Source organism: Pseudogemmobacter sp. TB195 (assembly GCF_058313095.1).
In genome coordinates, this window is sequence record NZ_JBZEGG010000029.1 from 14,582 (window position 1) to 34,501 (window position 19,920).

The 19,920-nt window shown below is 64.0% G+C and carries 20 protein-coding genes; 13 read left to right on the plus strand and 7 right to left on the minus strand.

Going from position 1 to position 19,920, the window contains the following annotated elements; genetic code table 11:
- Window positions 1-12: 12 nt before the first annotated feature.
- Both AC4FS3_RS23700 and AC4FS3_RS23705 read right to left on the minus strand, forming a co-directional pair.
- Entirely contained in the window at window positions 13-780 is a 768-nt protein-coding gene (locus AC4FS3_RS23700; protein WP_491022556.1) for an SDR family oxidoreductase, read from the minus strand.
- Window positions 781-1,101: 321 nt separating this feature from the next.
- Window positions 1,102-1,437 (minus strand): hypothetical protein, encoded by a 336-nt coding sequence (locus tag AC4FS3_RS23705; protein ID WP_491022557.1) that lies wholly within the window; start codon window positions 1,435-1,437, stop codon window positions 1,102-1,104.
- Between the two features lie 192 nt (window positions 1,438-1,629).
- On the opposite strand from AC4FS3_RS23705, the gene AC4FS3_RS23710 reads away from it, so the two are divergent.
- The 4 genes from AC4FS3_RS23710 to AC4FS3_RS23725 all read left to right on the plus strand — a co-directional run bounded on the left by AC4FS3_RS23710 (window position 1,630) and on the right by AC4FS3_RS23725 (window position 6,333).
- The gene (locus tag AC4FS3_RS23710; protein WP_283179869.1) at window positions 1,630-2,664 is read left to right on the plus strand and encodes a putative B6 ABC transporter substrate-binding protein; all 1,035 of its coding nucleotides are present in this window, start codon (window positions 1,630-1,632) and stop codon (window positions 2,662-2,664) included.
- 99 nt (window positions 2,665-2,763) lie between these two features.
- A complete protein-coding gene (locus tag AC4FS3_RS23715) occupies window positions 2,764-4,332 on the plus strand; it encodes a putative B6 ABC transporter ATP-binding protein (protein WP_491022558.1) in 1,569 nt (522 codons plus the stop codon).
- The gene (locus tag AC4FS3_RS23720) at window positions 4,329-5,399 is read left to right on the plus strand and encodes a putative B6 ABC transporter permease subunit 2 (protein WP_491022559.1); all 1,071 of its coding nucleotides are present in this window, start codon (window positions 4,329-4,331) and stop codon (window positions 5,397-5,399) included. Before AC4FS3_RS23715 ends, AC4FS3_RS23720 begins: the two co-directional genes overlap by 4 nt.
- 7 nt (window positions 5,400-5,406) lie before the next feature.
- Complete coding sequence (locus AC4FS3_RS23725) at window positions 5,407-6,333, plus strand: putative B6 ABC transporter permease subunit 1 (protein WP_491022560.1); 927 nt, start codon at window positions 5,407-5,409, stop codon at window positions 6,331-6,333.
- An 8-nt stretch (window positions 6,334-6,341) separates the two neighbouring features.
- Here the strand turns inward: AC4FS3_RS23725 and AC4FS3_RS23730 are convergent, their stop codons facing one another.
- A complete protein-coding gene (locus AC4FS3_RS23730; protein ID WP_491022561.1) occupies window positions 6,342-7,208 on the minus strand; it encodes an aldose epimerase family protein in 867 nt (288 codons plus the stop codon).
- Between the two features lie 108 nt (window positions 7,209-7,316).
- Between AC4FS3_RS23730 and AC4FS3_RS23735 the strand changes: the two genes are divergently transcribed.
- On the plus strand, window positions 7,317-7,967 hold the full coding sequence (locus tag AC4FS3_RS23735; protein ID WP_491022562.1) for a hypothetical protein: 651 nt from the start codon (window positions 7,317-7,319) through the stop codon (window positions 7,965-7,967).
- Between the two features lie 332 nt (window positions 7,968-8,299).
- Here the strand turns inward: AC4FS3_RS23735 and AC4FS3_RS23740 are convergent, their stop codons facing one another.
- The 4 genes from AC4FS3_RS23740 to AC4FS3_RS23755 all read right to left on the minus strand — a co-directional run bounded on the left by AC4FS3_RS23740 (window position 8,300) and on the right by AC4FS3_RS23755 (window position 11,766).
- Window positions 8,300-9,433 (minus strand): MFS transporter, encoded by a 1,134-nt coding sequence (locus AC4FS3_RS23740; protein WP_491022563.1) that lies wholly within the window; start codon window positions 9,431-9,433, stop codon window positions 8,300-8,302.
- Window positions 9,434-9,454: 21 nt separating this feature from the next.
- Complete coding sequence (locus tag AC4FS3_RS23745) at window positions 9,455-10,231, minus strand: DeoR/GlpR family DNA-binding transcription regulator (protein WP_491022564.1); 777 nt, start codon at window positions 10,229-10,231, stop codon at window positions 9,455-9,457.
- Between the two features lie 423 nt (window positions 10,232-10,654).
- On the minus strand, window positions 10,655-10,939 hold the full coding sequence (locus tag AC4FS3_RS23750; protein ID WP_491022565.1) for a hypothetical protein: 285 nt from the start codon (window positions 10,937-10,939) through the stop codon (window positions 10,655-10,657).
- Between the two features lie 137 nt (window positions 10,940-11,076).
- The gene (locus AC4FS3_RS23755) at window positions 11,077-11,766 is read right to left on the minus strand and encodes a FadR/GntR family transcriptional regulator (protein WP_491022566.1); all 690 of its coding nucleotides are present in this window, start codon (window positions 11,764-11,766) and stop codon (window positions 11,077-11,079) included.
- 208 nt (window positions 11,767-11,974) lie between these two features.
- Between AC4FS3_RS23755 and AC4FS3_RS23760 the strand changes: the two genes are divergently transcribed.
- The 8 genes from AC4FS3_RS23760 to AC4FS3_RS23795 all read left to right on the plus strand — a co-directional run bounded on the left by AC4FS3_RS23760 (window position 11,975) and on the right by AC4FS3_RS23795 (window position 19,897).
- Window positions 11,975-12,970: an arabinose ABC transporter substrate-binding protein gene (locus AC4FS3_RS23760; protein ID WP_283179818.1), complete on the plus strand. Its 996-nt coding sequence runs from the start codon at window positions 11,975-11,977 to the stop codon at window positions 12,968-12,970.
- A 65-nt stretch (window positions 12,971-13,035) separates the two neighbouring features.
- Complete coding sequence (gene araG / locus AC4FS3_RS23765) at window positions 13,036-14,547, plus strand: L-arabinose ABC transporter ATP-binding protein AraG (protein WP_491022567.1); 1,512 nt, start codon at window positions 13,036-13,038, stop codon at window positions 14,545-14,547.
- 17 nt (window positions 14,548-14,564) lie between these two features.
- Entirely contained in the window at window positions 14,565-15,515 is a 951-nt protein-coding gene (araH, locus tag AC4FS3_RS23770; RefSeq protein ID WP_491022568.1) for an L-arabinose ABC transporter permease AraH, read from the plus strand.
- A 16-nt stretch (window positions 15,516-15,531) separates the two neighbouring features.
- Window positions 15,532-16,419 carry an aldose 1-epimerase gene (locus AC4FS3_RS23775; RefSeq protein ID WP_491022569.1) on the plus strand — a complete coding sequence of 296 codons (888 nt, stop codon included), beginning with the start codon at window positions 15,532-15,534 and terminating at the stop codon, window positions 16,417-16,419.
- A complete protein-coding gene (dgoD, locus tag AC4FS3_RS23780; protein WP_491022570.1) occupies window positions 16,416-17,567 on the plus strand; it encodes a galactonate dehydratase in 1,152 nt (383 codons plus the stop codon). Before AC4FS3_RS23775 ends, dgoD begins: the two co-directional genes overlap by 4 nt.
- A gap of 4 nt (window positions 17,568-17,571) precedes the next feature.
- Window positions 17,572-18,354 (plus strand): SDR family oxidoreductase, encoded by a 783-nt coding sequence (locus AC4FS3_RS23785; RefSeq protein WP_491022571.1) that lies wholly within the window; start codon window positions 17,572-17,574, stop codon window positions 18,352-18,354.
- The gene (locus AC4FS3_RS23790; protein ID WP_491022572.1) at window positions 18,351-19,265 is read left to right on the plus strand and encodes a 2-dehydro-3-deoxygalactonokinase; all 915 of its coding nucleotides are present in this window, start codon (window positions 18,351-18,353) and stop codon (window positions 19,263-19,265) included. The genes AC4FS3_RS23785 and AC4FS3_RS23790 overlap by 4 nt, the downstream gene beginning before the upstream one ends.
- The gene (locus AC4FS3_RS23795) at window positions 19,262-19,897 is read left to right on the plus strand and encodes a 2-dehydro-3-deoxy-6-phosphogalactonate aldolase (RefSeq protein ID WP_491022573.1); all 636 of its coding nucleotides are present in this window, start codon (window positions 19,262-19,264) and stop codon (window positions 19,895-19,897) included. The genes AC4FS3_RS23790 and AC4FS3_RS23795 overlap by 4 nt, the downstream gene beginning before the upstream one ends.
- The last annotated feature ends 23 nt before the right edge of the window (window positions 19,898-19,920 follow it).

A 19,920-nucleotide genomic window follows, 5' to 3' on the forward strand; every position in this document is an offset into this window, starting at 1 on the left:
CACCCCGCCCGGTCAGATTCCGGGCGTCGCCCCGCCATCGACATTGATCACCGTGCCATGGACATAACTTGCGGCCGGGCTGCACAGGAAGCGCAGCACATTGGTGACCTCGTCCGGCTGGCCGTATGCGGCAATGCCATGTTCGACCCGCATTTCCTCTTGGGCTTCAGCGAAACTGATGCCGCGTTCCGCCGCCCGGGCCCCGATCCGGCGGGCGAGGCGGTCGGTGACGATATGGCCGGGGCAGAGCGTGTTGATGCGGATGCCTGCACCCTGTGCCCGTTTCGAGAGCGCCTTGGTGAAATTGATCAGCGCCGAATTGACCGAGCCGCCGATGGTGAAATCGGGTTCGGGCGTATGAGCGCCGACGCCCGAGATATTGACGATCACGCCTTTTGACGCCTCCAGCGCCTCCCATGCCGCGCGGCAGAACCGGACGGTTGCGTGATATTTTAGCGCGAAGCCTTCGAGGAAATCCTCATCCGTCAGTGCGAGGAAATCGCCGCGTTTGGTGGCGCCCGCATTGTTGACCAATGCGTCGATCCGGCCGAGCTGAGCAAGCGTCGCCGTCACGACCTCGCCTGCCGCGCCGGGCTCAGAGAGATCGGTCGCGGTGATGATCACCTCCGGCGCCCCGGCGGCCCGTGCCTCGCGCGCGGTTTCCTCCAGCGCAGCCGCGTCGCGCGCTGCGAGCGACAGCGCGAATCCGTCCCGGGCAAGGCCGATGGCAAAGGCTTTTCCGAGGCCCCGGCTTGCTCCGGTGACGATGGCGCTGCGCATGGCATTCTCCCGTTTCCTCCGGCGTGACCGGATAAATTTGCGGCACCCGCTCCGGGAATATGATGAAATTTCAGTCTCGTGACGGAAATTTCAGCCAGGCCTGCAGGTGTAGGATTTTTTCACATTGTATTACGGTATGATAATGTTATCGTATTCTTGTGCTGTCAATCGGGGACCTGGTTTCTTGTGCTGCCGTGGGGAGAATTCCCTCGATTGAGGCAGCCGGCAGATGGGTTCCCCTGAACGATGCCTGCCACGATGTCCCTCAAGCGGAAGGGGTCTGATGAACAGCTTTGCGGCGAGAGATGCGGGTGCGCGCGGTCATTCAGCCGCTTTGGCCGTACAGCGGGTCGTGCCCTCCACCGCCGCGCAGTCCAGCGCGACCGGGGCAGGGAACTCGCCTGCCCGCCGCTCCAGCGGGATCTCGGCGCGGGTGGGCCAGGCATTGCCCGCAAGCCCGCACCAGACCCGTTGCACCGCCATTTCATCGCCAACATCGTTCAGGCGAAACACCGTGCCGGTTGCAAGGTCATATCCAAAGCTGAATTCCAGCGTCTCGCCCGGCGCAACACGACCCAGGTCCTCGGAAAACCAATGCGCAAGCGCGGCGCCGCAGTCGAGGCCCGCATCTCCGGTATTGGTTATTGCGATTTCCACACTATGCTGCGCAGCAAATGCCGGTGCAGTCATCGCTCCGGCCAGACTGGTGACAAACGCCAGAGCAGGGGTCGTAACAGAGCGAATGCGGGGCAACTGCATCATAAGCCGTGTGTTCGGGTTTCAACTGACCGGATGGCATCCGGGCGGCGGCTGACTGTCAACTGTAAAACGACAACAAGGAATGATGAGATGAAAAAGACGATAACCGGCACTGTCAGCCGCGCAGTTCTTACACTCGCCCTTGTGGGCTGGGGGGCTGTTGCTTCGGCGGATGAGATTGATTCCATCGCAATTCTGGCGCCCGAGATGGGCACCGATATGGGCTGGAACCAGCAAGGGGTCGATGCGGCCAAAGCCGCGGCTGCGGCGGCAGGGATCGAGGTCATCGTGGCCGAGAACCTCGGCTATGGCGATGTGCGCCCCACGTTGCGTGAACTGGCCGAAGACGGCGCCGATCTTCTGATCGGGCACGCTTCGGGCTATAACACCTCTGCGCCCGAGATCGGCGAAGAGCTGGGCGTGCCGGTGGCCATTGTCGATATGCCCGACAAGCTCTCGAAGGGCAAAGTTGCCGATTACACTGCGACCGGCTCTGATGGCGCCTATCTTGCCGGCCGTCTGGCCGCCAAGATGACCCGCACCGGCGTGGTCGGTATCGTGGTGTCAGGCGAACCGCCGTCCTGGAACAATATGTCCATCGCCTTCGCCGAAGGCGTCAAGGCCGAGAAGCCTGCGGTCGAAGTGCGCTATGCGGTGATCGGGCCTGCAGCCTACGCCGATGCGGCGGGCGGCAAGCGCGTGACGGAAACCGTGATCGCCTCTGGCGCTGATATCATCTTCGGTCAGGGTAACGGATCTTCGTTCGGGATGCTCCAGGCGGTGGAAACCACCCCTGCGACCGATGGCGGCAAAGCCTATTTCATCGACGTGATCGGCGACAAAACCTCGATCGACAAAGGGCATCTCTTGTCTTCGGTGGTCTGGGATCTGACCCCGGTCTATTCCGCGATGATCGCCGATCTGAAGGCGGGCACTTACGGCGAAAAGAATTACGACATCAAGCTCTCGGATGACAGTCTGCGGCTGTTGAAGACCGCGAATATCCCCGATGATGTCTGGGCCGAAATCGAGGCGCTGAAAGCCGAGGTCATTTCCGGCGCGATCAAGGTTGAGGCCAAATATGATGCCGAAAGCGTACATGCCCTGGTGAAAACCGTCGAGTAAGCTGCGACTGCAGGGACGGGGCCGGTCAGGCCCTGTCCGCCAGCGACATGCCCCGCGAGGCCAGATCGGGGCTGCGGGTTTTTCATGAAGGATCACTCCATGCAGGCACCTGTCGGGGCGATGGCGGATGCGTCATCTGCAACCCCCGGCCCGGTTGTTGCGCTGAAAGGCGTGACGAAAAGATATCCGGGCGTGATCGCCAATAACAATGTCAGCGCCAGTATTTACGCAGGCGAGGTCCATGTTCTTCTTGGCGAAAACGGAGCGGGGAAATCGACCCTGGTCGGCATGCTGTCCGGGCTGCAACAGCCCGATGAGGGGCATATCGAGATCGCGGCGAAGCGCGTTACCATAACCTCGCCGCGCCATGCATTGTCATTGGGCATCGGCACGGTGTTTCAGCATTCGATGCTGGTGCCGTCGCTGTCGGTTGTCGATAATTTCACCCTTGGCGGTGCCTGGTGGAAGCGCCCCGACCGCGAGGGCCAGGCGGCGCGCATCCTTGAGACCGCCGCGCGGCTTGGCCTGCGGGTCGATCCTTTCGCTCTGGTCGCGACTTTGTCGCTTGGCGAACGCCAGCAGGTCGAGATCCTGCGCGCATTGATGCGGGGTTCGCGCTGTCTGATCCTTGACGAGGCGACTGCGATGCTGACGCCGCAGGAGGCGGTGTCGCTGGGGGAACTCATGCGCCGTCTGGTGGCAGAGGGGCTGGCGATCATCTTCATCACCCATAAGCTGAATGAGGCGCTGGCCTATGGTGACCGGATTTCAGTGCTGCGGCTGGGGAAAAATGCGGGCGAGATCGGGCCAGAGGAATTGCGCGCGCATACGGATGCGGAAAACACGGCCCGGATCATCGCGCTGATGTTCGGCAGCGGCGCGGAGCAGGGCGAGGCGGCGCTGCGCGCGCCGCGCACGCCTGGGCCGGTCGTGCTGGAGGTCGCAGGCCTGACCGCCGGATCTTGCCGTATCCCATTGCAAAATATGACATTCGCGGTGCATCAGGGCGAGATTTTCGGCATCGCGGGGATTGACGGCAATGGGCAAAAAGAACTGGCGGAGGCATTGTCAGGCCAGGTGCCCTCGTGCGGGTCGGTGCGGCTGAACGGGCGCGAGATCGGCGCGCTGACCGTCGGCGGGCGCCGCGCGGCAGGGCTGCGCTATGTGACCGATGACCGGCTGGGCGAGGGCACGGTCGCCACTTTCCCGGTCGCGGTGAATTTCCTTCTGAAAGAGATAGGGTCTTCGCCCTTCTGGAAGAAAGGGGTCGAGAACCCGCAGGCGATCCGCGCCCAGGCCGAAGACCATGTGAGGGCCTTCGACATCCGCACCCCGGGCGTTCAGACCCCGGTGGGCAAGCTCTCGGGCGGCAATATCCAGAAAGTGCTTCTGGCGCGCGAGCTGACGGGTGCTGCCGAGGCGGTGATTTTCGCCAAGCCAACCTATGGTCTTGATGTGCAGAATATCCGCGCGACCCGCGCCCGCATCCGTGACGCGGCCGAGGCGGGGAAGGCCGTCCTGCTGATCTCGACCGATCTCGATGAACTGCTGGAGCTGGCCGACCGTATCGCGGTGATCGACCGGGGCCGCATCTGCGGCATTGTGGAAAACGGACCCGGCGCGCGCGACGCCATTGGCCGGCTGATGAGCGCGGGAGACAGCGCATGAGCGACACAAGCCTGACCACGCCGGCGCGCGCGGGCCGCGACTGGCTCTGGATGCTGAGCCTTTTGATCGGGCCTTTGCTGGCGGCGCTGGCGCTTGGCGCGCTGATCCTGATTGCGATGGGGGTCAACCCGCTGGATTACTACGCTTTTGTGGTAGAACGCTCGATTTTCAGACCCTCGGGGCTGGAAGCGACACTGACCCGGATGGGGCCGCTGCTTCTGATTGCAGCGAGCCTGATCGTTGCCTTCCGGGCCGGGATCTGGAATCTCGGCGGCGACGGGCAGTTTCTGTTGGCCGCCGTGCTGGTCGCCGCGCTGACGCCGCTGATGTTTGCCGCCGGTATGCCGGTCTGGCTGGTTCTGGCCACGGGCCTTGTCATCGGGGCGGTGATTGGCGCCGCCTGGTCGGTGCTGCCGGCGATCCTCAAGGCCTGTCAGGGCATCAATGAAATCATCACCACGCTGATGATGAGCTTTCTGGGCGTCTCTTTCGCCAATGTGCTGGTGAAGCTTGCGTTTCTCGACCCCGCCACCACCACGCCGCAGACCCGCACCCTGCCGGTCGAGGCACGGCTGCCGCGTCTTTTAGACACGACGGTTTCTTCGGGGCTGATCATCGGGCTGGTCGTGGTGATCCTCGTGCATCTGATGATGACGCGGACGGCCTTCGGGATGCGCTTGCGGATCGTGGGGGCGAACCCGCGCGCGGCGATCCATGCCGGGCTGTCGGTTCCGAAACTGACCATCGCCGTCTTTGCGATTTCCGCCGCGCTTGCGGGCCTGTCGGGCGCGGTCGACATTCTTGGAACGCAAGGCAATGTGCGCGCCGACTGGAACCCGGCCTATAGCCTGACCGTGGTGCCGCTGGTCTTCCTGGCGCGGCTGAACGGGTTCGGATCCATCGCCTATGTCTTCCTCTTTTCCGCCCTGACCATCGGCGGCGAAAGTGCGGCACGCCGCCTCGGTGTCCCGAGCTTCTTCTCGCTCGTCATCGTGGCGCTGTTGCTGATCACCCTCGGCCTTGCCGAATATGCCGACAAGCGCAGCCGCGCGCGTGCCAGAGACTGAGGACCTGATGTTTACGGAAACCTTCCTCATCACGCTTTTCCTTGGCGCCGTCATGGCGGGGATCCCGCTATTGCTTGCGGGCCTCGGTGAGCAGCTTTCGGAAAAGGCGGGCGTGCTGAATATCGGCCTTGAGGGCATGATCCTCGCCGGGGCCTATGCCGGGTTCCTCACTGCCTGGGCCAGCGGCAGCTCCGCCCTCGGTTTTGCCGGCGGTGCGGGGGCGGGGGCGCTGGTGGCAAGCCTGATGGTGCTGTTTTGCGTCATCCTGGGGCTGAACCAGATCGTGATCGGCATCGCGCTGACGCTGCTGGTCCAGGGCCTCACCGCGCTTTTGCATTTCGTGCAATTCTCGCGATCCTATCCCAGGCTTGACGGGATGCAGAGCTGGCGCATCCCCGGCCTCGCTGAGATCCCGGTCCTCGGGCCGATGTTCTTCAGCCATAATCCGGTGGTTTATCTTGCGGTGATCCTGGTGGCGGTTTTCGCCTGGATCTACCGCATGACCCATCTCGGATCGGCTTTGCAGGCGGCGGGCGACAAGCCGGCCGCGCTGGATGCGGCTGGCGTCGATGTGATCCGCACCCGCGCGCTGGCGGTGCTGACCACCGGAGCACTGGCCGGCCTTGGCGGGGCCTTCATGTCAGTTGCAGTGGCGGGCGTCTTCATTCCCTTCATGAGCCATGGCAACGGGTTCATCGCCATCGTGCTTGCGATGCTGGCGCGGGGACGCCCGCTCTGGGTGCTGGGCGGCGCGCTCTTGTTTGGCGCAAGCCTTTCGATGACAACCGCGCTGCAGGTCGCGGGCGTCAATGTGCCGGTCGATGTGATCCAGATGCTGCCCTTCGCCATGGTCATGCTGGTGCTGCTGGTCGCCGGCCGCAAGGCGAGCCTGCCCGCAGCCCTTGGCGAAAGCTTTGAGCGTGGCGCCAGATAGGACCGGCGTTAAAGCGCCGCCATTTCGACCGAAAGACCGAACTCGCGCGTCTCACCCTGGGCCAGGGTAAGGCTGAAGGGCCGCGCTGCCAGCTCTGGCCCGGCGCCAATCTGGCCGGGCAGGCCCTGCCAGGGCTCAACACAGAGAAACCCGGCCTGCTGCGGGCGCCAGAGGACCAGATTCTCCAGGCCCTGCCAGCGGATCACCAGCCCCCGGTCGCCCGAGCCGTAAAACAGCCCCTCGCCTGCACCCCGGGCGAGGATGATCGAGGAGGACGGGAAGAAGGTCTCGTCCCGGATCTCGAGCCGCCCGGCGTCAAATGGTGTGGCAATCTGACCGCCGGTCAGGAAATTCTCGCGCTGTTCCGCAGGCGCGGGCGCGGCACCGTTCAGGAGCCGCACCTCATGAGCGCCAGCCACACCCGGCAAGGGCAGGGCAAAGCCGGGGTGATAGCCAAAGCTGAAGGGCATCGGCCGGGTGCCGGTGTTTTCAACCCGTGTCCGGCAGTCAAGCCGGTCGGCTTCCAGCCGGTAGCTCTGCTCCAGCCGGAACGCGAAAGGATAGAGACGGCGGCTGGTTTCATCGGCCACGAGGGCGAAAGTGCAGCTGTCGGGAGTGCTTTCAACCAGCGTGAACCGGCTTTCCATCGCGAAGCCATGGATGGTCATCGGGTAATCGACCCCGTCAACGCTGACGCGATTGTCGATGGCCCGGCCACAGATCGGGAAGAGCAGCGGGCTCGACTGGCCCCAGAATGCCGGGTCGGCCTGCCACAAGACCTCGCGCGGGCCGTGTTTCAACGACCGCAGCTCGGCCCCCATAACAGCGATTTCCGCCGTCACAGAGCCATTCTCAAGCCTGATCCTCTCAGTCATTCTGTCCTCTCCCGTTCGCGGCCATGACCGCTTCTGCCGCCCGCATTGGCGCATGTTCCGGCCGCCCTCTGTCACTTCGGCCAGCACCGCCGTCGTAATGCCACAGAGATGCATCGTCACCTTGCAGCCAATATCGGCCGCGCGGCGCGCATCGTCGTGACGGTCCCGGCACCAGCACATAACCAGAAAGGCAGCGCCATGAAACTGCGCCTCGCAAAAGGACCTAAAGCCACCGCGATGTTTGAGGGTCACGATACCGGGTTAAAGCGCCGGAACGCCAGCCTGATCAAAGGACCGGAAGACCGCATTGCCCTCGCCATCGCGCGAGGTGAACACTTGGCTGAGATCGCCTGTCCTCTCCGCTCTGTCCCAGGGATTGGCCCTGGCCGCGGCGCGTCACAGCCCGCGGCTGACATCCTTCGCAGATCACCGGAGCAAAGCCGGAGGACCGTACAAGGTCATCCTCACCGCGGTCGCCAGAAATCTGGTCACTATCGCAAACGTGCTCTGCAAGCACCGTCAGAACTGGGCTTCTGCAGCGGCCTGACAGAGACAGTTGCCAGGAGGCAATCCGTTCAGTTCATGGAGGATGCCTATTGCCGTGCGCCTCGGCTCCGGAATGGCGAGATCAAGATTGGCACTCTAAACCAGGCCGGATGCGGCTTTTCCAATCCGGAGATTGCGGGCGGGGGCAAGGCCGTTGGCGGCTGGCAGTTTATGCGAGCGGTTCGACAAGCATGGGATCGGGTGTCGAGATGACCACCGCATATTAGCCGTCCCGGGTTATGCGGGACTGTGAGACCAGTAGCCTCAGTCGGTCAAAATGGGAGGCCACTTCATTTACCGGCGCCTCGGAACCAGGCGAGAGGAGGATCCGGGTCCATCCGGTGGCTTCGGCGGTACGAGCGGCGACGGGGGGGCGGGCATCAGTTCCAGACGCAGACCACTTTCTGGCAGCGTTACAAACCGCGAGACGAAAACGGGGCGGGTGCGGCTTGCATAGCGCTCCCCGATCTCTGCGGCAAAATGTGGCGCCCAAAAGGCGGGATCTGCTTCAATATCGGGGGCCTGCAAAGCGATATGGGCGAGTTTCAGCGGCTGCTCCGGATTGCGACAAGTGCGGCAACCGGGATCGCAACCATGATGGCGGCAAGGATCGCGAAAGCGACAGGCAGTGAGCTGTGATGCGCAAGGCCACCCAGCAGCGCAGGGCCAAGCAGCACACCCGCATAGCCCGCGGTCGTCACGGCAGCTATGGCAAGCCCCGGCGCCATTGTGCCTTCCTGCGCTGAGAGGCTGACCAGCACCGGCACGATGTTCGCCGCGCCAAGCCCCAGCAAGACAAGCCCGACCATCGCGACCCACAGCGCCGGGGCCGCCGCCAGAAGCGCGACACCAAGCACGACCACGCTGCCCCCGGCGATCAGCACCCGCCGCGGGCCGGCTGCTGCGACGATGCGGTCTCCGGTCAGCCGGGCAAGCGTCATTGCCACGGCAAAGACCATGTAACCGGCGCCCCCCTGTTCCACCGGGACCAGCCCTTTCTGCACGATCAGCAGCGCGCTCCAGTCCAGCAGCGAACCTTCCATCAGGAAGGCGATCCAGGCGAGGAAGGCGAAGAGCAGGATGCTGCCACGCGGCAGCACAAAGCGCACGGGCTCCCCCTGACGCGAGGCCAGCAGGCGGGGGGAGGCTATGAATAGGGCCAGCGCCATGCCAAGGCTGCCTATCATCAGGGCCTTTACGGGTTGAAGGCCGAAAGAGAGCAGCAGGGCCATCCCGCCTGCGCCGATAAAGCCGCCCACGCTGAACATCGCGTGAAAGCCCGACATCAGCGGGTGCGGGGAATCGCTCTGAACCTCGCTGGCGTGAATGTTCATCGCCACTTCCAGTGCGCCAAGCGAGGCGCCGAATGCGGCCAGGAACAGGCCCAGCAAAGCCGGAGTATCGGCAAGTGCCAGCATGGGCAGGAACAGCGTAACGCCGATCCCGCCTGCCAGGATGATTTTGCGGCTGCCGAAGCGGGCGCAAAGCCCGCCCGTCGCGGGCATCATAAGGATAGAGCCGCCGCCAAGGCAGAGGAGCAGAATGCCCAGCCCGGCCTCGTCCACGCCCACACGGGCTTTTGCATAGGGCACAGTAGCGGCCCAGGCCGCGATGGAAAAGCCCGCGACGACAAAAGCGAGCCGGGTTGCAAGGCGTGCAGAGGGGAGATTGCCGGACATGATGGAAGAGCGTCGCGCTTGTTACGGGGGGGCTGTCAGAACGTTGCGGCCTTCTTCACGCAGCGTCAGGCCAATGCGTTCCGTGGCCGGATGCGTCAGGACATAAGTCGTGATCCTGTCACTTGCGCAGATACGATAGGGCGCGGTTGTGGCGATCTTATCTGTGGTCAGCAGCACAGCTGTTTCGCGCGCTGAACGGATCAGCGCCTTCTTGAACTGCACGTCATCGGCAAAATAGCCGGCCAGCCCTTCGACAGGATCAAAGGCGCAGACACCGGCAAAGGCGAGATCAATGCTGTAATCGTGAAGATCCTTGATCGCCCTGGCATCCACGCAGCCACCTGTTTCAGGGGACAGACGTCCGCCGAGCAGGGATGTGACAATGTCGCTGCGCGAGAGCAGTTCTGACGCGATGGCAAGGCAGTTTGTGATGACATGCAACTGCGCCCCGCCCGGAAGGATCCGTGCCAGTGCAAGATTGCCAGAGGACGAATCCAGGAACACGGTCTGGCCGGCCCGGATCAAGGGCAGAGCAGCCTGTGCCAGCACGGTCTTCTCGTCTGAGTTCTGCAACACTCGCTCGGACAGGGCCCCGATTGCTGGCGAGAGCGGCAATGCCCCCCCATAAACACGCTCACAAACGCCCTCGGCGGCGAGCGTGCGCAGATCGCGGCGGATCGCATCTTCAGAGACCCCGAATTCTGCGGCCAGATCGGTTGATATGACCGCGTGCCCGGCGTCGAGCCGATCACGGATCAGGTGCTTTCGATGCTTTGGGATTCGTGCGGTATCTGACATAAACGTGCATAAACAAGAATTCTACCCTCGATGCAAGCCAAACTCGCAGCGACCTGTCTCGCCTTCATGAAGATCACCGCAAAAATATCGCCCGGGCCGACGAAACGCCGGCATGGCCTGGAGGGCCAGGCATGGCCTCGCACAACTGTCAGATTGGGCGCCAGCGTCATCTCCCACATTGATATGACCTTGAGTGACTGGGCATCGGAAGCGGGGATCCCTTTTGTCAACACGTCCCGGGTCTCCGGCCCGGCATGTGAGGAAACGGAGTGACGATGGATCGTAAGCGAAGCATCGAGAGTCCCTGACGCTCATTGAATACTTGTTGCAGCCTATGAGGGTCCACTGAGCAACCACATATGGCCGAGATCCATCCGACCCCCGGCGTACCCTTCCTGTTCCGAGGCTGCTCTGCGAAAGGGATTAGTTTCTTCGGAAGAATTGTTTGGACGTGGGGCAGGGCGCAGCATCGGGCATATGCTGAAGGTAGTAGTGCAGATTTATTGTGTGCGTTGCCCGCTTTGTCAGCGCGTCCGTATCTTCCTGAGCCTGATTGACCACCTGACGGTTGTCGAAGTGCACCGGGCTCAGCTTGCTTTTTTCCGCCAGAATTCGGCCATCCCAGTCACCGCAGCCACTGGCTGCCGGGCTTCGCGCCAGGCATTTTTGCGGCCAGATCCACTGCGGCGAGCAGGCGCCGATTGCCACCAGACCTGCATGGACCAGTGGCGGCTCAAACGGTGGCACTGTCACTCTCGCCCAGTGGCAGACCGGTCGGCCGGAGGGGCTGGGGAGACCAGGCGATCCGCGCCATCGCAACCCTTCGGTTCGATTGCGCTGATTTCTTACGGGCCAGACGTGGCTCCGGATCTTCCCAGATCGTCCATCGCATGCTGAATGAGCGTCAAACTGCACTCTCTCGACCGATCTATATCCCGCGCGACAAGGGCGTCCAGCAGGGCGCGATGCGATGCTACTGTCCGGGAGAAATCATCGACCGATTTGTTCGAGGCCAGCAGCATCAGGTTCAGCCCCGCCCGGATTGAATGGATGAACTGCAGAAAGACCGCGTTATGGCTGGCGCGCAGCAGGGCCTCGTGAAATGCGAGATCGGCGCGTGTAAAGGCCTCCGGGTCGTTTCCTGCCCTGGCCATGTCATTCACCGCGGCTTCTATATGGGAAAGGTCGGCGAGACTTGCGCGCTTGCAGGCCAGCTCCGCTGCTGCGGGTTCGATGGCGCGGCGGGCTTCCAGCACGCTATCGGCAAATTCTGCAACATCCAGATAATCCGCCACCCAGTGGAGAACCTCGGCATCCAGCAAGGCCCAGTCTTCCCGCGGCAGCACGATGGTGCCCACCCGCGGGCGGGAGCGGACCAGATGTTTTGCCTCGAGCCCCTTGATCGCCTCGCGCACGACGGTGCGAGAGACGCCGAATTGCAGCGACAGTTCGGCCTCGGATGGCAGATTCTGGCCAGGAATCACGGCGCCGGAGGCGATCAGCCTTGCCAGATCGGCCTGAATGTCGCTGCGCACGCGGGGGCGCCTGGGGCTGCTGGCCTGCATCGGTTTTCCGTCCATCCTTGCGGCGGCAATATGTCCGGCGCCGCATTAAGCTGCGATATATCAACACGATTTTCGCATGTCTGGCCAGTGAATTTAATTATCATACCACAGAATTGACTGCACTGATATTTGTGTTAGCCTGTCGGGGTCATATCGACCTTGATCCGTGGGAGGACTCATGCGTTTCCTGAATTCCATTGCCCTGGCTGCTGGCCTCGGGCTGAGCACTATTGCTGGTCTGGCCACCTCGGTCATGGCCGATACGGTAAAGATCGGCTTCATCGTCAAGCAGCCCGAGGAGCCGTGGTTCCAGGACGAATGGAAGTTCGCAGATCAGGCCGGCGCCGAGAAAGGCTTCGAGGTGGTCAAAATTGGGGCCACCGATGGCGAACAGCTGATGGCGGCCATCGACAATCTGGCGGCACAGGGTGCGCAAGGCTTCATCGTCTGCACGCCGGATGTGAACCTTGGCCCGGCCATTGTGGCCCGCGCCGAAGCCGCCGGGCTGAAGCTGATGACCGTCGATGACCGTCTGGTCGATGCATCGGGTGCGGAAATCGACTCGGTCGTGCATATGGGCATTTCTGCGCGCAAGATCGGCGAAACCGTCGGTGAAGCGCTGGCGGCAGAGATCAAGGCGCGCGACTGGAACCCGGCCGAAGTGGGTGCGCTCAAAATCTCCTATGACCAGTTGCCGACGGCGGTTGATCGTACCGGCGGGGCAGTGGATGCGCTGAAGGCGGCAGGCTTCCCCGAGGCCAATATCTATGACGCGCCGCAAACCCGCACCGATACCGAAGCGGCACTGAACGCGGCCACCGTGGTGCTGAACCAGCATCCAGAGGTCAAGCACTGGATCGCTTTTGGCCTGAATGACGAGGCGGTTCTGGGCGCGGTGCGCGCAGCGGAAAGCGTCGGCATCAAATCGGCTGACATCATCGGTGTCGGTATCGGCGGCGCGGCTTCGGCGATCAACGAGTTTGAAAAGCCCGATGCGACCGGCTTCTTCGGCACCGTGGTGATCTCGCCCAAGCGGCACGGCTATGAAACCGCGCTGAACATGTATGAATGGGTTGCCAATGGCGTCGAGCCGGAAAAGCTGACCCTGACCGCAGGCGCGCTGGCCAGGCGCGACGACTATAAGCAGGTGCTGGTCGATCTGGGCGTCAACTGATGCCTGACCCCGGGCCGGCCTCCGGGTCGGCCCATCCTTTTCCCGCATCAGCTATGGGCGCAACCATGAGCTACTTCTTCGAATATCGCGGCATCACCAAGACCTATCCCGGTGTCAGGGCGCTGGAGGATGTCAGCTTCGGCGTGCGCCGGGGTGCAGTCCACGGGTTGATGGGAGAGAACGGCGCCGGCAAGTCCACGCTGATCCGCATCCTCTCGGGCGACCAGCAGGCCAATGCCGGGACGATCCTGATCGACGGAGCGGAGCAGAACTTCACCTCAGTGCGCGATGCCTCGGATAATGGGGTCATGGTGGTGCATCAGGAATTGCAGCTGGTGCCGGATCTGACAGTCGCCGAAAACCTCTGCCTTGGCCGGTTTCCGGCGCGCGCGGGGTTCGTCTCGCGCCGCCGGATGATCGCCGATGTGCAGGCGGTACTGGATGATTACGGCATCGACGCCGATGCGGGCGCCCGCGTGGCCAGCCTGCCTCTGGGCGCGCGCCAGATGGTCGAGGTGGCGAAGGCCGCCATGGTCAGGGCCCGCGTGATCGCGCTGGACGAGCCGACCTCGTCGCTGTCCTCGCGCGAAAGCGAGGTGCTGTTTCGCATGATCGCGCGGCTCAAGGCCGAAGGGACAGTGATCCTTTATGTCTCGCACCGCATGGATGAGATTTTCCAGCTCTGCGATTCCATGACCGTGCTGCGCGATGGCAGGCTGGCCGCACATCATGACACGCTGGAAGGCGTGACCCGCGCGCAGATCGTCTCGGAGATGGTCGGGCGCGAGATTGCCGATATCTGGAACTGGCGTGGCCGCCCCCTGGGCGAGACCCGGCTGACGGTCGAGGGCCTGAGCGGGGCGCGCCTGTCCATCCCGGGCAGTTTCAGCGCTAAAAAAGGCGAGATCCTTGGCTTTTTCGGCCTGATCGGGGCGGGCCGCTCCGAGCTGATGCGGCTGATCTATGGTGCGGATCCTGCGAAGGCCGGGCGCGTGACGCTGGATGGCGAAAGCTATACCGCCACCGATCCGCGCCAGTCGATCCGGCGCGGCATTGGGTACTGTTCCGAAGACCGCAAACATGACGGCATCCTCAATGGCCGTTCGATCGAAGAAAACATCACCATTTCCGCGCGCCGCCTGTGGTCAAAGGGCGGTTTCCTGCGCCTGAAGCGCGAGGCGCAGGTGGCGGAAGAGCAGATCAGACAGCTGCGGGTGCGCACCCCGTCGCGGTTCCAGGACATCGTGAACCTCTCGGGCGGCAACCAGCAGAAAGTGATCCTTGGCCGATGGCTGGCCGAGGAGGGCATCCGCGTGCTGATCGTGGACGAGCCGACGCGCGGCATCGATGTCGGAGCGAAGTCCGAGATCTACGACCTGCTCTACAAACTGGCCGAACAGGGAATGACCATTCTTGTCGTTTCCTCGGAACTGCCGGAGGTGATGGGGATCTGCGACCGGGTGCTGGTGATGTGCCAGCACCGCATCCGCGCCGAATTCACCCGAGAGACCTTCAGCGAGCAGGCTCTGCTGGCCGCCGCGCTGCCCGATGGGCAGGACCATTCCACCGCCGCCTGAGGCCCGGAGATCAGACAATGACAACGACGTTGAAGAAAATCCTGCTCGGCGAACAGGGGCTTTTGGTGATCTTCGCCATCGCTCTGGTGCTGGTGTCGGTCTTCGTGCCGAACTTCCTGTCCACCCGCAATGTGATCGGCCTGTTGCAGGCGGTGGTCACGGTCGGGCTGGTCGCCTGTTCGATGATGCTGTGCCTCGCCACCCGCGACTTCGACCTTTCGGTCGGCTCGACCGTGGCCTTTACCGGCATGATGGCAGTGATGGTGACCAATGCCACCGGGTCGATCCCGCTGGGCATCCTGGGCGCGATTGCCGCCGGCGCGGCGGTCGGTCTGGTCAATGGGGTGATCATCGCGAAGATCGGCATCAACGCCCTGATCACCACGCTGGCGACGATGCAGCTGGTGCGCGGCTTTGGCCTTATCATTTCGGACGGGCGCGCGGTCGGGGTTAAGGAACCCGCCTTCTACAATATCGCGCTGTCCAGTGTCTTTGGTATCCCGACGCCGATCATCGTGCTGGCGCTGGCCTTCATCATCTTCGGCGTGGTTCTGAACCGCACTGTCTTTGGCCGCAATACGCTGGCCATCGGTGGCAACCCGGATGCGGCGCGGCTGGCCGGGGTCAAGGTGGTCTGGACCCGGGTGACCATCTTCGCCATCCAGGGCGTGATGTGTGCCATCGCCGGGATCCTGCTGGCCTCGCGGATCACCTCGGGGCAGCCGAATGCCGCGACCGGGCTGGAGCTGTCGGCGATCTCTGCCTGTGTGCTGGGCGGGGTGTCGCTGGCCGGGGGGCGCGCGACGATGACCGGCGTGATCGTCGGGGTGCTGATCCTTGGCATCGCAGAAAACGTGATGAACCTGCTGAACATCCAGGCCTTCTACCAATATGTCGTGCGCGGCCTGATCCTGCTCTTCGCGGTGCTGCTCGACAATCTGCGCAGCTCCAGCGGCATTCGTCGCTGAGCGAAGGGGTGCTGCAATGACAAAGACCATCACGCTGAGGTCGGGGGATCTTGCGCTGCGGCTGGGCTGCCGGGGCGGGGTGATCCTTGACTTTCGCCTTGGGGCAGGGGCCCTGATGCGCCCCACGCCAGAGGGCGCGGCCCCGGGCGACAGCGCCTGCTTTCCGCTGGTGCCGCTGGGCAACCGCATCCGCGACAACCGCTTTGACTTTGGCGGGAAGACCTACCGCGTAACCCCTAATGCCCTGCCCGAGCCGCTGCATCTGCATGGTGCCGGCTGGCAGGCCGATTGGGACCTGGCCGGCTCCGATCAGAGCTCGGCCCGGCTGACCCACCGCTATGACGGCCCCGATCTCCCGCATCAATATGAGGCTGTGCAAAGCTTTGCCCTGACGCCCGGGTCGCTGACGATCACAATGTCGGTGACCAATATCGGGGCCGACACCTTGCCCTTCGGCATTGGCTGGCATCCGTTTTTTCTGCCGGGGGCGGTGCTGACCGCGCCGGCACAGGGGGTCTGGACCGAAGGCCCCGGCCATCTGCCGGATGGCCGTACCGTCCTGCCCGAAGATCTGGATTTCGCGCAGCCGCGCCCGCTGCCCGGCCGCTGGATCAACAATGCCTTTGATGGATGGAGCGGTCACGCCAGGATCGACTGGCCGCAGCGTGGCCTGTCCCTGCGCATCAGCGCCGATCCGGTCTTTGGCTGCTATCAGCTTTACGCTCCGCAGGACGGCGCCCCTTTCGCTTTCGAGCCGATGAGCCATCTGCCCGACGCGCTGTCGCGGACCGGCCCCGGCGGCCTGACCCCGCTTGCCCCCGGCGAAAGCCTTGCGGGCAGCATCACCCTTGTTCCCTCATCCCTGCCCGGCGCAGCCGGGGCCGTTTCCGGAGAAAAGTCGTGAAGATCACTGCGCTGAAAACCTTCATCGTGCCGCCGCGCTGGTGCTTCCTGAAGATCGAAACCGATGAGGGCATTTCGGGCTGGGGCGAGCCGGTGGTCGAGGGGCGCGCCCATACCGTCGAGGCGGCGGTGCAGGAACTGGCGGATTATCTGATCGGGCAGGACCCGCTGAAGATCGAGGATCACTGGCAGGTGATGTATCGCGGCGGTTTTTATCGCGGCGGCCCGATCCTGATGAGCGCGATCGCGGGTATCGATCAGGCCCTGTGGGACATCAAGGGTCGCGCTTACGGCCAGCCTGTGCATCAGTTGCTGGGCGGGCCGTGCCGCGACCGGATCAAGGTCTATTCCTGGGTTGGCGGCGACCGCCCCTCGGATGTGGCCAAGGCGGCGCAGCAGGCGGTGGCGCGCGGCTTCCAGGCGCTGAAGATGAACGGTACCGAAGAGCTGCAGATCGTTGACAGCCATGCCAAGATCGACGCTGTGGTCGAGACCCTGGCGACGGTGCGTGCCGCCGTCGGCCCGCATATCGGGCTTGGCGTCGACTTCCATGGCCGGGTGCACCGGCCGATGGCCAAGGCGCTGATCCGCGAGCTGGAACAGTTCCGGCTGATGTTCATCGAGGAACCGCTGCTTTCGGAACATCTCGATGCGATCGGCGAGGTTGCCAAGGGCTCGAGCACCCCGATCGCGCTTGGTGAACGGCTCTATTCCCGCTGGGATTTCCGCCATGTGCTGGAAAGCCGGGTGGTCGATATCATCCAGCCCGACCTCTCCCATGCCGGGGGCATCACCGAATGCCGCAAGATTGCAGCTATGGCCGAGGCCTTTGACGTTGCCCTTGCGCCGCATTGCCCGCTGGGGCCGATTGCACTGGCAGCCTGCCTGCAGGTCGATGCGGTCAGCTACAATGCTTTCATCCAGGAACAGTCGCTGGGCATCCATTACAACGGGCCCGGGCGCGATCTGCTGGATTATCTGGTCGATCCCGATGTTTTCACCTATGCCGATGGTATGGTCACGATCCCGCAGGGCGTGGGTCTGGGCATCGAGGTGAATGAAGAGGCCGTGATCGAGGCGGCCCGGATCGGGCATCGCTGGCGCAACCCGGTCTGGCGTCATGAAGACGGCTCCGTGGCAGAGTGGTGACGAGATGACAGGCAGGCTGAGCGGGCGTTTCATCGCGGTAACGGGCGCTGCACAGGGCATCGGGCGGGCGATTGCTGCGGATTTCCGGGCCGAAGGCGCGGATCTCTTCTTACTGGATCTGGATGCGGATCTGCTGGCGGCAACGGTGGCGGATCTGCTCGCCACCCCCGGCGGCTGCATTCTGCAGGCGGCGGCCGATATCGCCGATCCCGGCCGGGTCGCGGAGGTTTTTGCCGATGCGGCGGCACAGGCCGGCCGCAGCCTCGATGGGCTGGTGAACAATGCGGGCGTCAATGTCTTCCACACACCGCTGGACACAACCGAGGCCGAATGGCGCCGGGCCTTCGCGATCAATCTGGATGGCGCATGGGCCTGCGCCCGTGCGGTTCTGCCGGGGATGATTGCGGCCGGACACGGGGTGATCCTGAACATCGCCTCGACCCATTCCTTCACGATCATCCCAGGAACCTTCCCTTATCCGGTGGCGAAACACGCGCTTCTGGGTCTGACGAAATCGCTGGCGCTGGAATATGCCGGCGAAGGCGTGCGGGTGAATGCGCTGGCCCCCGGCTATGTCAGGACAAAGAAAGTGCTGGACTGGTGGGACGAACATGCCGACCCTGCAGCGGCGCGCGCCGAAACCATGGCGCTGCACCCGCAGGGTCGCATTGCCACACCCGAGGAAATCGCCCGGGCGGCGGTCTTCATGATTTCGGACGAATGCCCCTTCATGACCGCCACCTGCCTGACGGTGGATGGCGGCCTGAGCGTGCGGCAACACGCATGAGCGGCGCGATCCTTGTCGACTGGGGCACATCAAGCTTCCGCCTCTGGGTGGTGGATGCAGCCGGCACGGTGCTGGGCGAAAGCCGGGGGCCGGAAGGCATGTCGCATTGCGTCACCGCAGGCTTCGCGCCGGTGCTGGACGCGCATCTGGCCGCTGCCACGGCTCCTGCCGGCTGGCCTGTGCTGATCTGTGGCATGGCGGGGGCCAGGCAGGGCTGGGCCGAGGCGCCCTATGCCGATCTGCCCGCACCGGTAGCCGCGCTGGCGGCACAAGCCCTGCGCCTGCCGCCGGAAAAGGCCGGGACGCGTGACATCCGGATCCTGCCGGGTCTGGCCCGGCGCGATCCCGCCCGCCCCGATGTAATGCGCGGCGAAGAGACCCAGCTGCTGGGTCTGGCGCAGCTTGGCTATCAGGGGCTGGTCTGCATGCCGGGCACCCATTGCAAATGGGCCCGGCTGGAGCAGGGTGCCGTCAGCGATTTCCAGAGCTTCCTGACCGGCGAGCTGTATCAGCTCCTGTCAAAAAACAGCATTCTGCGGCTTGGCCTGCCGGACACCGGCAATCCCACGCCTGATGACCCCGCCTTCCTGCAGGCGGCAGAGGCGGCGCTGGCCGATCCGGGCCTGCTGTTCGAGGCGCTGTTCGGGATCCGGGCCAGTGGCCTGCTGGGCTTTGCCAGCCCGGAAGCCGCCCGCGCCCGTCTCTCTGGTCTGGTGATCGGGGCCGAGATCGGCCGCATGGTGCCGAAAGCCGGCACCGAAGGCGTCACCCTTCTGGGGCAACAGGGCCTCGGCGCGCTTTACCTGGCCGCTTTGCGCCGCGCCGGGATCGAGCCGCGCCTTGCCGATGCGGAAACCGCCACCCGTGCCGGTCTTCTGGCCGCCGCAACAGAAATCTGGAGCCTGACATGACTGAAGCCATCCGCTGGCCCGCGCAGAAACGCGGTCTTGTCGCCATTCTGCGCGGCATCACCCCGCACGAGGCCGATGCCGTCTCGGACGTGCTGGTCGAGGAAGGGTTCGAGGCGCTGGAAGTGCCGCTGAACTCGCCCGATCCGCTGAACTCCATCGCGGCGATGGTGCGCCGCCACGGGAAGACCACGCTCATCGGCGGCGGTACCATGCTGACGGTCGCGCATGTCGATCAGGTGGCGGAGCAGGGCGGGCGGCTGATGGTGAGCCCTAATATGCGCCCTGCGGTGATCGCCCATGCGGTTGCGCGCGGCATGGTGACAATGCCCGGCGTGCTGACCCCGACCGAGGCTTTCGACGCACTGGAGGCGGGCGCCGCCGGGCTGAAGTTTTTCCCCGCCTCGCTGATGGGGCCGGGTGGCATCGCAGCGCTGATGGCCGTGCTGCCCAAAGGCACGGTTCTTGGCGCGGTGGGCGGTGTCACCCCCGAGAATATGGGGGATTACATCAGGGCGGGCGTAGTGACCTTTGGTCTCGGCACTGCCGTCTACCGCCCCGGCGACAGCGCGGATCAGGTCCGCGCCAGGGCGCGCGCGCTGGTCGAGGCTTATGACCGGGCGCGAAAGGTCTGATCCTGCCTGACCGCATGCGGCCC

Bases quoted from the DNA above. Each gene is read 5' to 3' on its own strand.
- araH (WP_491022568.1), top strand. From the start codon at position 14,565: ATGACAACGACGTTGAAGAAAATCCTGCTCGGCGAACAGGGGCTTTTG.
- AC4FS3_RS23710 (WP_283179869.1), top strand. From the start codon at position 1,630: ATGAAAAAGACGATAACCGGCACTGTCAGCCGCGCAGTTCTTACACTC.
- AC4FS3_RS23735 (WP_491022562.1), top strand. From the start codon at position 7,317: ATGCATCGTCACCTTGCAGCCAATATCGGCCGCGCGGCGCGCATCGTC.
- AC4FS3_RS23730 (WP_491022561.1), bottom strand. From the start codon at position 7,208: ATGACTGAGAGGATCAGGCTTGAGAATGGCTCTGTGACGGCGGAAATC.
- AC4FS3_RS23775 (WP_491022569.1), top strand. From the start codon at position 15,532: ATGACAAAGACCATCACGCTGAGGTCGGGGGATCTTGCGCTGCGGCTG.
- AC4FS3_RS23700 (WP_491022556.1), bottom strand. From the start codon at position 780: ATGCGCAGCGCCATCGTCACCGGAGCAAGCCGGGGCCTCGGAAAAGCC.
- AC4FS3_RS23795 (WP_491022573.1), top strand. From the start codon at position 19,262: ATGACTGAAGCCATCCGCTGGCCCGCGCAGAAACGCGGTCTTGTCGCC.
- araG (WP_491022567.1), top strand. From the start codon at position 13,036: ATGAGCTACTTCTTCGAATATCGCGGCATCACCAAGACCTATCCCGGT.
- AC4FS3_RS23790 (WP_491022572.1), top strand. From the start codon at position 18,351: ATGAGCGGCGCGATCCTTGTCGACTGGGGCACATCAAGCTTCCGCCTC.
- AC4FS3_RS23715 (WP_491022558.1), top strand. From the start codon at position 2,764: ATGCAGGCACCTGTCGGGGCGATGGCGGATGCGTCATCTGCAACCCCC.
- AC4FS3_RS23720 (WP_491022559.1), top strand. From the start codon at position 4,329: ATGAGCGACACAAGCCTGACCACGCCGGCGCGCGCGGGCCGCGACTGG.
- AC4FS3_RS23745 (WP_491022564.1), bottom strand. From the start codon at position 10,231: ATGTCAGATACCGCACGAATCCCAAAGCATCGAAAGCACCTGATCCGT.
- AC4FS3_RS23760 (WP_283179818.1), top strand. From the start codon at position 11,975: ATGCGTTTCCTGAATTCCATTGCCCTGGCTGCTGGCCTCGGGCTGAGC.
- AC4FS3_RS23740 (WP_491022563.1), bottom strand. From the start codon at position 9,433: ATGTCCGGCAATCTCCCCTCTGCACGCCTTGCAACCCGGCTCGCTTTT.
- AC4FS3_RS23725 (WP_491022560.1), top strand. From the start codon at position 5,407: ATGTTTACGGAAACCTTCCTCATCACGCTTTTCCTTGGCGCCGTCATG.
- AC4FS3_RS23785 (WP_491022571.1), top strand. From the start codon at position 17,572: ATGACAGGCAGGCTGAGCGGGCGTTTCATCGCGGTAACGGGCGCTGCA.